Source organism: Rhizobium sp. BR 314, assembly GCF_047445805.1.
Lineage (GTDB): Bacteria > Pseudomonadota > Alphaproteobacteria > Rhizobiales > Rhizobiaceae > Rhizobium > Rhizobium lusitanum_B.
Genome location: NZ_JARWLA010000053.1, coordinates 15,824 through 27,740, shown reverse-complemented (window position 1 = coordinate 27,740; position 11,917 = coordinate 15,824). Strand labels below are relative to the sequence as shown.

General features: G+C 56.2%; 9 protein-coding genes and 1 pseudogene. 5 read left to right on the top strand and 5 right to left on the bottom strand.

Annotated features, from left to right (window positions below):
• The 4 genes and pseudogenes from QD461_RS33815 to QD461_RS33800 form a co-directional block, all read right to left on the bottom strand.
• Positions 1 to 137, bottom strand: a pseudogene (locus QD461_RS33815) (IS256 family transposase); the annotation flags it as partial.
• A 71-nt stretch (positions 138 to 208) separates the two neighbouring features.
• Positions 209 to 1,663 carry a UvrD-helicase domain-containing protein gene (locus QD461_RS33810; protein ID WP_414091319.1) on the bottom strand — a complete coding sequence of 485 codons (1,455 nt, stop codon included), beginning with the start codon at positions 1,661 to 1,663 and terminating at the stop codon, positions 209 to 211.
• Complete coding sequence (locus QD461_RS33805) at positions 1,653 to 3,383, bottom strand: ATP-dependent nuclease (RefSeq protein WP_414091318.1); 1,731 nt, start codon at positions 3,381 to 3,383, stop codon at positions 1,653 to 1,655. Before QD461_RS33805 ends, QD461_RS33810 begins: the two co-directional genes overlap by 11 nt.
• Positions 3,384 to 3,553: 170 nt before the next feature.
• Entirely contained in the window at positions 3,554 to 4,576 is a 1,023-nt protein-coding gene (locus QD461_RS33800) for a hypothetical protein (RefSeq protein ID WP_028753527.1), read from the bottom strand.
• 161 nt (positions 4,577 to 4,737) lie between these two features.
• Here QD461_RS33800 and QD461_RS33795 point away from each other — a divergent pair, with 161 nt between their 5' ends.
• The 5 genes from QD461_RS33795 (at position 4,738) to QD461_RS33775 (ending at position 10,858) form a co-directional block, all read left to right on the top strand.
• Complete coding sequence (locus QD461_RS33795; RefSeq protein ID WP_028753528.1) at positions 4,738 to 5,685, top strand: DUF1837 domain-containing protein; 948 nt, start codon at positions 4,738 to 4,740, stop codon at positions 5,683 to 5,685.
• Entirely contained in the window at positions 5,678 to 8,281 is a 2,604-nt protein-coding gene (locus tag QD461_RS33790) for a DEAD/DEAH box helicase (RefSeq protein WP_028753529.1), read from the top strand. Before QD461_RS33795 ends, QD461_RS33790 begins: the two co-directional genes overlap by 8 nt.
• 3 nt (positions 8,282 to 8,284) lie before the next feature.
• Positions 8,285 to 9,022: a DCL family protein gene (locus QD461_RS33785; RefSeq protein WP_028753530.1), complete on the top strand. Its 738-nt coding sequence runs from the start codon at positions 8,285 to 8,287 to the stop codon at positions 9,020 to 9,022.
• A gap of 766 nt (positions 9,023 to 9,788) precedes the next feature.
• Entirely contained in the window at positions 9,789 to 10,466 is a 678-nt protein-coding gene (locus QD461_RS33780; RefSeq protein WP_414091317.1) for a hypothetical protein, read from the top strand.
• A gap of 23 nt (positions 10,467 to 10,489) precedes the next feature.
• On the top strand, positions 10,490 to 10,858 hold the full coding sequence (locus tag QD461_RS33775; RefSeq protein ID WP_028753531.1) for a hypothetical protein: 369 nt from the start codon (positions 10,490 to 10,492) through the stop codon (positions 10,856 to 10,858).
• An 85-nt stretch (positions 10,859 to 10,943) separates the two neighbouring features.
• On the opposite strand, the gene QD461_RS33770 is transcribed toward QD461_RS33775, so the two are convergent.
• The gene (locus QD461_RS33770; protein WP_028753532.1) at positions 10,944 to 11,885 is read right to left on the bottom strand and encodes a DUF4238 domain-containing protein; all 942 of its coding nucleotides are present in this window, start codon (positions 11,883 to 11,885) and stop codon (positions 10,944 to 10,946) included.
• Positions 11,886 to 11,917: the final 32 nt, after the last annotated feature.

Below are 11,917 nucleotides of genomic sequence, written 5' to 3'. Positions count from 1 at the left end.
CCATAGGCCGCGCCGGTCTTCGTGCCGACCTCCAGCGCCATCAGCTTCTCGGCAGCAAAGCCGATCATCTCCCGCAGCAAATCGGCATCAGCGCTCTTCTCAACGAGTGAGCGCAGGTTCATCATGTCGTCGGTCATCGGTGGTGTCCCTCAGGTTGGCTCTAAGCAACCCGACCCTACCGGAAATCACCGATGGCTATGAAATCAAGCTACACCACTCCATGGGACACGATCAACTTCTCAGAAATGGAAATAATGCGCATGGTCTTCGTGGCGCGAGTGAGAGCCACGTACCAGTCCCGATTAGTCATGGTTTCCGAAGACACAATAATTGCACGGTCAAATTCCAGCCCTTTGACCAGAAGAGTGCTTCCGATGCTGCGATCACCTAGCCGCCGACCTGCATGGCGAACTCGATTTTGAACGTCCCATACAGAGTCGCTAAGAGTGGCGAGTTGGCGGGCCGCCTTGTTCTGCAGGGCGTCTCGCATCGCGTAGAACATCTCGCGTCGATAGAGATGAGCGTCAGGCCGATCCCGCATTCCCTGAAGAAACGCCAGCATGGCCAGTTCTCCGCCTGTGGCGACGACGTCGTCAATTGCTGGGAAAAGAAAGCCAAACTTCGTTTGACCGCGACGCCGGCCCTGTTGGCGAGCGTCGATGGCCTTATTCAGCTCTGCTTTGTCGGCGCCAGTCATGCACTTGGCGGCGAAGTTGAGCAGTAACTTCAGGCGCGCGACGCCGGTCGTGGCGTCAATTGTGCGCGCCGCCGAATGCAGCGTCTTGCAGCTAACGGCCTCGATATTTGAGAAGCCTTGTTTTGCAAGCTTCTTGCCAAGGGCGGATCTGCGATTTTCGCTGACGCTGTCGCCGATAACGATGAGGTTGCCGAGGTCGTTTTCGTCCATCGCCTCGAGGCACTGGCCGACAACCGTTTTTTGGTGAAGTTTGGCGTCAGCGGGCAATGCCTTCCAGGTCACGCATTTGGGTCGGGAGCTCAGGTCGATCTGATTGTTGCGCTCCAGTCCGGCGCGAACCGCGCCGAGCCACTCAGCCAATTCCTCGTTGTTCTCCCTCTTCCAACGCCAGGGCGTAAGCAGCTCTGCAGCACGTGCGAATGTGGGGAAGACGTCAGTGGTCCAGTCGACGGGCTGCTGATTGCGAAAGTCGAAGATCGCCTGCATCGGATCGCCAAAAACGCATGTCGGGAGAAGGTTCGCCAAACGTTCAACGACCTGATGCTGTTGCACGGTGCAATCTTGGTATTCATCGACGAAGCAGCCGCCATATGAAGCGATCAGCACGCCGTCGACTGCGCCGCTGTCGAGGAGGCGTGCTCCGGCCGAATAGACGCCGTCCCATTCCGCGGTTGTTGTCGGAACGGTCGCAGTGATCCCCGAGCGCTGCGGAAATGAAGCGGCGAACCTCAGGCACCAGCCAGCAATGGTGTCGACGCGGTACTTGTCATTCGGAACGCGATATTTCTTCATCCGCCGAGTGATTGCGTCCACGCCGGCATGCGTATGTGTGAGGATCAGCCGTCGCCGACTGGAGATCGCAACGGCGAGAGCGATCTGTTCGGTCTTGCCACATCCAGCGGCGGCGACGATGCTCCCACGGCGGATGCCGGCGGCGAGCCGGGAAATTTCTTGATCATCCGCCATCGACCCAGCTCCGTATCGCGACGATACCCTTTGCGAGGGGCGTTTTGGGGATGGCTGTGAGGTTTGGCCCGATCACGGTGGAGAGCCGCTCTCCCCGCGTGATGTCCTTGAACCAGCTTTTATCTTTCGCGACCTTGCCGAGAACGCGGCGCACTTGCTCAGAATCACGGTCACCGCCCAGCTTCGCGTCGGTGGCTGTTGGCTGACCGGCGGCGGACAAGGCGTTGTCCATGACGGCCATGACGCTGATCTGTCCATTGAAGTCGATAGCGAGTTTGATCATAGCGCGAACACCTTCCCAGGGTAGGTCAAGGAAGAGCCGTTCTTCCGTCGAGCATTCGTCCGGCCACTGATGGACGACTGCCCCTTTGTCTTTGGCTCTTTTTAGCGCGTCTTGGTTCGGTGGTTCATCGGAATCAAGAAGGAGGAAGACGTCATAGCCGAGATCCCGGAGGTGCTCGGCGACGAGCGGCGCGTTGTCTTTGCCACCGCCATCGATGGCGACGACGCTTTGCAAAGCGAAGGAGTCCTGCTCTAGCGTTTGCCACCAATCGTCCAGACCGCGTGCGAGGCCTTGCTCGGTCCGGCCTTCACCTACGATGACTTTGCGAACGAGGAACGCTTCGGGCGTCCCTCGAAGATGTCGTTGTGCGGTGTTGGGGTCTTTCGCCGTCGCTGCGACTGAGGCGACCGTCGTGGTGCCGCCTTTTGCGCGGACGGCAAAGATGTCCGCGGCGGTTAGCTCTCGAATGACGACCGGCGAGTGCGTCGTGGCGAATATCTGAGGCTGTCCGGCGCCTTCGTTCGTCTTGGGCGTTTTCAAGTATTTAAGGAGGCGCGCGACGCGATGCGGCTCTAGGCCGTGTTCGATCTCATCGATGATCGCGATGTGAGGTGGGCCTGCGTCATGTTGCAGGGCCGACACCAGCAAGCGGGCGGAACCCGTGCCCAGTCGGCGTAGGGGGAGACTGCCGTCATGAAGTGAAATACCCCCAGACGTGAGGCTGACACCCTGGACGTCGAGTTCAGCAGTAAATTTGCCTCGAACTGGAACCGCAAACAGCTTGCTGAGTTCTTCGGCGCGGTCCACGGCTTTCTTGAAGACACCTTGATCTGCCGCCTTGAAAGACATGCGGGCCGCGCGGCCCGCCTCTGCGAGCTGAAGACTGAACCCTTCGCCCGCCTCGCCAATACGTGTGAGCACTGACGTTCGGCCCCAGCCGAGATGCCTTTCGGCGAAAGGGCCTAGCCGATTGGTGGCCAACTGCTTGGCGTCTTTGTACYTTACGGTCGGCGGATCGATCTCGGCAGCGTCTATACGATCGTTGTGAATGGACCATCGCGCTTCGAGCGATTGGTCGATTACGACCATAATAGAGAGAGCCTCGTCGAGGCCTACGACCGGCTCGTCGATGATCGTTGCGGCCACTGGATCCCAACCGCGCAAATGAAGGCCGTAGCGATCTTCAGTGATGAAGCTGGGAGGGAGCCCAGACAGCGTGATGATGATCCGTATGGGATCTTTGATATTCAAATCGTAGAAATCGCAATCGTCTGCGAAGATAAACGAACGCGGATTTAAGCACAGCTCGATTGCGTCAAGGATCGTAGTTTTGGTGGAGTCGCCTGGCCCGATAAGGCAGTTCATACCGGCGGCGGGGGCCCATGTAAGGTTCTTGATGCCTCTGAAGTTCTCGATCTCGATGAAGACGATGCGCATTCCATGCCCCCAACGGCTAACTCATGTGGTCAGTTCCAATTTCGTCTCTACTTGACGCTCGAAACTCGGTTCAGCCGAACTTCAAGTTTTTCATATCCCCAAACGCTCGTTTTCACTTTAAAGCGACGTGGGTTGCTCACTCGGATACCCAGTATTGGCGCCCCTGATACTCAATCGGCCGGCGGTTCGCTTGCCAAGGCTTCCTTGCCACCCGAAGGATAGTCGACGCCGGATATGAAGAGAGAGACTGTGTCACCTTCGACGAAGATGCTGTCCGCTTCGCTGGTATGGGAGCCAGTGAGAGGATCTCGCGCTCCCGACATTTGACCATGTGCCGTGTTAAACGTGATGCTTTCACCGATGACGTAGCCGTATCGGACATAGTCGGACCCGTGCAAACCGTCTGCGCCCTTCGGGTAATTGGCGAACTTCACGACGTTGTACTGCGGTTTCAGGAGGCTGACGAAGGCCTTCTCGGCATCGGCGACGATACGCTTGTGATCGTAAGCCCCGCTGAAGTCCTCGTTTTCGAAGTCGTGGTCCGGTTCGAAAGTGGTCATGATCAATGGCTGAGCGCGAAATAGGAAGAGCATAATCTCGTCCGAAACGCGTGCGCCAGGGTATCGTTGCGGTTCGTTGGAGAGGATCTCCATGCGCGCTTTGTGGCCGCGGCTGATGAGGCGGTCGAAGCTGTCGCCGACCTTCGCGATACCCACATAGAGCAGATCATAGGTGGCCGCTTTTGTGTAGCGCTCGAAACCGGTGATGCCGGAACGTCCGCGTGAGCGATCCCAGATTAACTTTTCCGTCGTGAACCATTCGAGGACTGTCGATCCCGGTTCGTCGACCGGCCCATCCCAGAGTCGTATCAGCTTATTGCCGGCCTCTATCCAGTAGGTACTGCTTGGAGCTGCGGCAACGCCGGGGAGCGCGCGCAAATTGAGGGCAACTGCATCGACGCAGTCGTCGCCGACAAAGAAATCCAGCGTCATCACGTGGGCATCGGCGTCGACGGCAACGTTCCGGAAAGTTGCCTCGGCGCGACCGCCGATCATGTAAAAGTCACTCCCGCGCCAGAGCTCCTCGACCTCGGGAACGTGCTGGAGCCATACTGCCTCTTGGCTGGATATAGGCGGATAAACCGTCTCCATGACAGTCAGCTTAACCTTTTTCTTCGTTGATGCGTTCGTCATGGTTCAACGACCGTATCGTAGCCGAGTCGCTCTCTCGAAAAGAATAGGTCGGAAAAATGTAACGTCATAAGGCCAAATGTCTTTCACGAGCCTCCCTACACTTGCAGTGCCTCGGATTGATTCGCAATATAATTGCAAATGATTCTTTAGGGTGGGGGAACATGGCAGAGATCACCGGTGAAGTGCTTGACGCAATTTTATCGGGCGATCCAGACGAGTTGGGCGTTCATTTACATCTCGTCGAACGTGACATTGTAATCGATGGCCACAAGGTTACGGTGTACTGCCATTGTTTGGCGACTGATGGAAACGGCAAGGTAAAGCTGAAGCGGCTCGCCGAATTCATGCGCCATGCAGCTGCCGATTACGCCATCCCTCGGACACGCATTGAAGAGGCAAGGCAGCGGGATGCAAAGTTCCGATCCACATCGGCAATCGCAGCGTTGCACGAAAAAGCAAGAGCGGTGTTCACCGATCTGGCCAAGACCGGCGAGGGAGGCGAAATGCTCTTGTTCCTCTTGGCAGAGCGATTTTTGGGTATCCCGCACGTCCTCTGCAAGATGGATCTCAAGACTGACAGCCGGATGCACTATCATGGCGCCGACGGCGTCTATGCATCGGTTTCTGACGACGGGAAATTGAAGCTCTTCTGGGGCGAATCCAAGGTCTATAAGGATCCCACTGACGCAATTCGCGACTGCCTCAGTTCCCTGGCGCCATTTTTGATTGAGGAAGACCATCTTGGATCATCCCGAGAGCGCGACTTGATGCTTTTGAGTGATAAGGCGGACCTCGGCGATCCGGAATTGTCGGGCGCCTTCCGTCGCTTCTTCGACACGAGTTCACCACTCTCGAACAGAGTCGAATACTGCGGGGTAGCGTTGGTTGGCTTTGATGCAGATTTCTACCCTGAAGACGATGGACCAGGTGTACTCGAGGATATGGTGGACGCCGCAAAGAAAGGTCTGAAAGTCTGGTCGACATCGGTAGGACGAAGGCTGGCCGCAGAGAAGCTTCAGCATTTCGATATCCATTTTCTCTGCCTGCCGCTTCCTTCCGTCGACAAGTTCAGAGAAGCGTTCCTTGAGGCGATGGGCGCTGATGTCTGAAACCGAACTTCAAGATTGGCTTTACGAGACGTCGTTGCGCAGCGAGTTACAAACGCTTGGCCTGGTCACCACTCTTCTGGAGCTCGACAATGTAGCTCAGGAGCAAGCGCTGGCGGATGTCACGTTTGATTGGCAGCGTTTGCTGTTCGCCGCGAGCATCCTTTCGCGCTCGAAGAAGCGTCTGCACCGCGAAGCAAGCCTTCGCATCGCGACCGGAGCGATGTTGCTTCCGACTTCAGATCCAGTTCGCGACGCAGCCGCGGTGTTGTTTGATAAGCTGTCAAACCGCCGTTCGGTGGTTTTGGCTGAGCAGCGCGGACGGCTAAAGCCGGATCTGGAAGCAAGGCTCGGCGTCGCGCTCAGAATTGAAGACCAACGTAAGCAGCTCGAGAGCTCTATCCTCTTGGAGGCGACGGGCGAGCGCTTGCCAGTCAACGAATTTCAACTTGAGTTCTGGCGCGCAGCTGGTCAGGAGCGGGCTTGGCTGTCTGCCTCCGCACCCACTGCATCTGGCAAAACCTTCCTTGTCTTGAAGTGGCTTGTCGATTGTATAGCAACCGAGAAGATCCGGCGGGCGGTCTACCTTGCGCCGACGCGCGCTCTTGTCTCGGAAATCGAGTCGTCTCTGGCTGATGTCGCCGCTCAGTCCGGGCTCGATATCGAGATCTCGTCACTTCCTTCGGCGCAGAAATACGCTGCCGCGGAGAAATCTGGCAAGCGATGCGTCTTCGTCTTCACCCAAGAGCGATTGCATCTTCTGGCCAACCTGTTGCACGAGCGTGTCGACATCGATCTCGTTGTCGTCGACGAGGCTCACAAGATCGGTGATCCACAGCGCGGTGTCATCCTGCAGGACGCCATTGAGCGCCTGCTCCGATCAAGCCCGAAGATGCGTGTAACATTCGTAAGCCCTGCCACACAGAATCCGGAAGTGCTGCTCGACGACGCACCGGAGAGCACGCCAACAATTCCGATAGACAGCGATGTGGCGACCGTGTTGCAAAACATCGTGGTCGCTCATCAAGTTCCGGCCAAGCCAGCTAAATGGGCACTCAAGTTTCGGCACAATGAAGAATACCTGCCTCTTGGGACGCTAACGCTTGCAAATAAGCCAGGCACCCTGACGAAAAGGCTGGCCTTCATTGCAGCAGCCATTGGTGAGCGGGGCGGCACGCTTGTTTACGCGAATGGGGCGGCCGAGGCCGAGGACGTCGCGGATCTCATCAGCCAGTTGCTTCCGAAAAGGAAAGAGATCGACCAGGAACTGGCCGACCTTGCAGACCTTGCGCGAAAGTGCGTGCACAAAAGCTACAGGTTGGCACCACTGGTGGAAGCCGGCGTCGCTTTCCACTACGGAAACATGCCTTCACTTATCCGCTTGGAAGTTGAGCGTCTATTCAAAACAGGAAAACTCAAGTTTCTCGTCTGCACGTCCACGCTGATAGAGGGCGTCAACCTGTCCTGCAGGACCATTGTGGTTCGCGGTCCCCGCAAAGGCAAAAAGACGCCCATGGAGCCGCAGGATTTCTGGAACCTTGCTGGTAGGGCTGGCAGATGGGGAGACGAATTCCAGGGTAACATCATCTGCATCGACGCTTCCGATGAAAAAGCGTGGCCATCCGGCGTTCCACAGCGGACCCGGTATCCGATCCGGCGAGAGACAGATACCGCTCTTTCGAAACTCGAAGAGCTCGCCGCTTACATTGAACAGCGACCATTGGGTGTGGACCTTGACCCCGCGCAGGTCCGTGCCTTCGAGCAGGTGGGCGCCTATTTGACGACGGCTTTCATTCGCGATCGCTCTCTGATGGGTGCGCCGTGGGCGAAGCGCCAGCCCGTCGCCAACTTGCAACGTCTCGAACAAGCACTCGCCAAAGCGACAGTAGGTCTCGATGTCGCGGCCGACACTGGCGCTCGAAACCCCGGTGTAAGCCTGATCGGGTTGCAGAGGTTGCTGGAATTCTTTCGTAGCTACCCGGGTCCGCCTGAAGACCTGTTGCCTGCACCATCCGAGAGTGATGATGCATATGACCGCTTTTCGAACATGATGGAGAGGATCAATGACAACGTCCTTACCGTCTTCTTGCCGAAAACGCTGATACCCTTGCATTCGCTGACAGTCTTGCAGTGGCTCAAGGGCTTCTCTTTGCCGACGATCATACGCAAGAGGATCGAGTATCTACAACGCCGCGACGGTGAGGTCGATACGGCCGGCATCATTCGAAATACGCTCGAGATGATTGAAGGCACGGCTCGCTTCTTAGCTCCTCGGTATTTCTCTGCGTATGTCGATGTGTTGAACCAGCATTTGAAGGCAATAGATCGGGAAGACCTGATCGACAGCGACCTAGATATCGGCGTTGCCCTGGAATTTGGCGTGAGTTCCGTGACCCTGCGCTCATTGATGGAGCTTGGCATGTCACGCATTGGCGCGGTGGCGCTTTACGAGATTGTGGCCGTGGATGACCTCGACGAGGCGGCGTGTATTCAATGGGTCGTTGACCGGCGTGACCAGTTGGATGCCATCGGCTTGCCGTCAATCGTCGTCCGCGAGGTACGCGAGAAAGTCCTCACAAAAGCGTTGTTGAAGGAGTAGCAGATGGCAAAGTCGGTGGAGCTGTCGAACGGTCGGGTATGGAAGACCAAGAAGGCTGCTGAGCAGCATTTCCGAGATATGCTAGCGCGCTATCGCGATGGCGACCACATATCGGATTATCAGGACCACATCGATCTGTCGGCGCTTCTGGAGCGTTTCGACCTGCTCGTTTCTGACGGTCCCTCAAAAATCGGCGCCGGAATAAAGCGGTTTGAGAGGCGGTTGAACAAAGGAGACGGTTGGTCGAGCCCAGGATTTTGGGTCGTGCGGGTGGACGGCACACCAACGGATTTCAGTTACGTCCAAGCGGTCGTCGGCCGTCCTAAGAGCGACGCAGACGAATTCTCGGTAGCCTGCCATAATGCTGTGTCGCGCGACTTGCTGGGTATGAAGCAGAAACAGTTCGACCACTTCGCCGATGCTGACGGACTGATCGCGTGCGATATCACCGGCAACCTCGTTGCATATTCCGAGGCGCAGCTCAGCCATGCTCACCCTCCTTTCGGGATCATCGTGAAAGAATTCCGGAAATCCAAAGGCTGGGGGGACATTGTCCCACCTGGTATACTTACCGCGTCGGCCGACGCCCAAATATCAACCCACTTCGCAGATGACGCGATTGGTCGGGAGTTTCTGAATTTCCATCACGACCGGGCCGTTCTCAGGATCGTCGGCAAGGACAGACCTCCAACAAGCATGTCCGCAGCAATCACTGTTAATCGGCCGCTTCGTTTTCGATAGCGAGTATTAGAAGAACGATGCTGCCAATGAGAATGGCTACCGGAAGCTGGCCAAGAAAGGCAATATCCGGGATCATGCGCAGAAAGCGGTGGTGTGTCAGCTTACGCTCAGATCATTTCTGGTCATGCACAAGAGCTAAGGCTGTCGGTTGCGCGCACGACCAGGAAACAGACATGAAATGCGAGCAGGCTCACGAGCGAGATCCATAATGCCATCGGCCTCGGCGGCGCCTCGGAAGACGAGGAGAAGATGATGCTTCTGGCTATTGCGAAGCTGGAAGAAGAGGGCCTGATAAATATCGAAGACGCTCCCTTGGATAAGCCGATCGCGGAGAGGGAGAAGGCGGCCGGCTAGCGAACATCCGTTCGTTTAACGGTGGAAGAGCTTTACTGGCTGCTGGCATAGATCTCCCTTCCGGACCATCCCGGTGAGGACATGAAGCACAGTGTAGCAAATGGAGCACATGAAGCACCGAGAGCACTATGATCGGTCTCGCAAACGTTTGAAATCATTAACGAATTCGGAAAACCCCGTCACAGACGTAACAACTCGCAATAGTAAGATGCACCATCTTGCGAAAACCTAGCGATATGAAATGATAGATTTAGAAACTCATCTTACATGAGTAAATATCTAAGTCATTGATTTTACTGTGTTTTGCTTCTACCGTATGGACAAGGTCATCGACGCAAGGGGGTCCAAACCTCTTGCAGGCCGACAAAGGGCCGGGTCCACACCGGCCCACCCACCTTTCAGGAGAATGGATATGGCAAAAGACGGATCGACTATCGCAAAAAAGCAGCTACTACAGCGTGAACAGCTCTGGCCTGGCGCAGAACCCTGGCTGTGGCATCGCAAGGCAAACAAGGGCTTCGCCACCATCCCGAAGACTATGCCCCTGATCCTCCAGATCATGGACGACCTCAGCAACGGCAAGCCGCTGTCCGCAACTTATCTGGGCCTTTGGTGCGAGACTTGGGACAATTCCATGGTGAACGTCTCCAAGCATCAGGAGATGGCCCACGCGGCTGGCTTTACAGGACAGCGCGCCGTTTACACTTGGAGCGGCCGGATGCAGCTTCTGCAGTCGCTGAATTTCATCGACATCAAGCCGGGCCGCTCCGGGGCGATTAGCCACGTCATTCTGTGGAATCCGCACCGCGTAATCCGCTTCCACCACGAAAAGAAGACTCCCGGCCTCGTCGAGGCCAACTACAATGCTCTGCTTGAGCGTGCCATCGACATCGGTGCGAACGATATGATCGACCAGGTTGTCGTTCCACCTCCGGCGCCGGTCCCTCCTACGCCAAGCCCTCCACTTTCGACGACCCYCTCGGCAATGGTGTTGCCTCCTCAACCGATTGCTCCCGCGCCGCCGGCAATGCCGACGACATTGGAAGAATTGGGTAATATGAACACGGATAACCTTACGAGCCGCTCCTAGAATAGCTCACGTCGGACGCTCTTATGAAAAGCTTTAAAGAATTTAATGCCGAGCTGAACGCGCGGCCGGTCCTGGATGAGATCATACTGACCAAGGACGGTAAGATTTTTGAGTTGTTTGAGGATCGAAAATGGATCTCCGGACGGTTCGATCGCAATATCGGAATCGATCAACCGGCGAGCGGCGCCGGTCAAGTCCATGCCCATGTCTACGGCCGAAAGAACAACGAACTTGTGGTCGTGAATTTCGACGGAACCGCGAGCCATGGCGTCAAGGGCAAGCTTTCCGACAAAGATGCGGATGCGCTTCGAGCTCGCGGCTTCAAAATTCGGTCTGGAAACCTAGTTGAATGGCTGGTTGTGAAATCACCGCCTAAATTGCTCTTCGGGTAGTGTTTAGATAATGCAATTGCACTGCGCAGCCGAGCTCAGTTCATGTCTCGGCCCATGCCCTGAGCAACTGGAATATTCGTGAGACTCACAATTTCCGAACGACGTCGATCATCGGAGACGGCACCCCAATGTCAATCTGGTTCACCGGAGCCTTATATTTCATCCCGAGTGTGATGAGCCCTTGATCGCTGTCACGGAAGAACAAAAGCCTTTCCTTGTGTTTAGCCTGGTATTGATTTGCGAGCTTTGCACGCTGTCTTTCGAGCTTGAACTTCTTCCAGGCCCCTTCAGGGCGCCAGTCAAGACGAAGTATTACGCCCGGACTTAAGGGAAATGGTATAACCGCGAAGCGATCGCCCAGGCCAGCCCCATAACCCTGCAGATCTGGCGGGCCACCCCCCTTGACCCAGAACACAGGATTGTCGCTTGTGACCAGTTGTTGTTTCTCGCTGACCTCAAAGCTCCAGCTCATCCGCGCCATCAGATGCATCAAGGTCTCGGCTTGTTGAAAAGCCAGAAGACCGACCCTCCGATCAACGTTCATCGTGAACATTTCGTTGCTGTGAAGTATCTCCCGCACGGCCGTATCCGCAGCCGTTATTTCGCCCTTTGCCTTCTTCTGACGAAACTCACGCTCCATTTCATGCCTGCTGCCCCATAGGGCCATTTGACCCATCGTTTGAGCAAACTGCCGAAGCTGCGCGGGGCTTCGCGCAAACATGGTCGCGAGAAACGCCGCAAAGTCGAGCTTTGCAACCGGTGTCAAAGGCCGGAAGGCTAGAAGTTCGGGATAGATCTTGGCGGCTTGCGACTCGATCTTTGCGAGGGTGTCCTCGATCACGTCAATCCGGGCGCCATCCTCACCTGTCGGCGTGTAGATGTTGGTCTCGAATGCAGTCTTCTCAGGAGTTGTCTTGCGAGCACTCCCGGTGACACAGTCATGGGTCCAAAGCTCTCCATCCTCCTGTGTGAAATGCCTCAGGTAGAACCGGGGTACGACATGCTGTCGTTTCGTTCGTTCGCTCATGTCATCACCACTGTTGCAGCCCTCGAGTTAGC

Excerpts from the sequence above, each read along its gene's own strand:
- QD461_RS33810 (WP_414091319.1), bottom strand. The coding sequence starts at position 1,663 with ATGGCGGATGATCAAGAAATTTCCCGGCTCGCCGCCGGCATCCGCCGT.
- QD461_RS33800 (WP_028753527.1), bottom strand. The coding sequence starts at position 4,576 with ATGACGAACGCATCAACGAAGAAAAAGGTTAAGCTGACTGTCATGGAG.
- QD461_RS33795 (WP_028753528.1), top strand. The coding sequence starts at position 4,738 with ATGGCAGAGATCACCGGTGAAGTGCTTGACGCAATTTTATCGGGCGAT.
- QD461_RS33790 (WP_028753529.1), top strand. The coding sequence starts at position 5,678 with ATGTCTGAAACCGAACTTCAAGATTGGCTTTACGAGACGTCGTTGCGC.
- QD461_RS33785 (WP_028753530.1), top strand. The coding sequence starts at position 8,285 with ATGGCAAAGTCGGTGGAGCTGTCGAACGGTCGGGTATGGAAGACCAAG.
- QD461_RS33775 (WP_028753531.1), top strand. The coding sequence starts at position 10,490 with ATGAAAAGCTTTAAAGAATTTAATGCCGAGCTGAACGCGCGGCCGGTC.
- QD461_RS33770 (WP_028753532.1), bottom strand. The coding sequence starts at position 11,885 with ATGAGCGAACGAACGAAACGACAGCATGTCGTACCCCGGTTCTACCTG.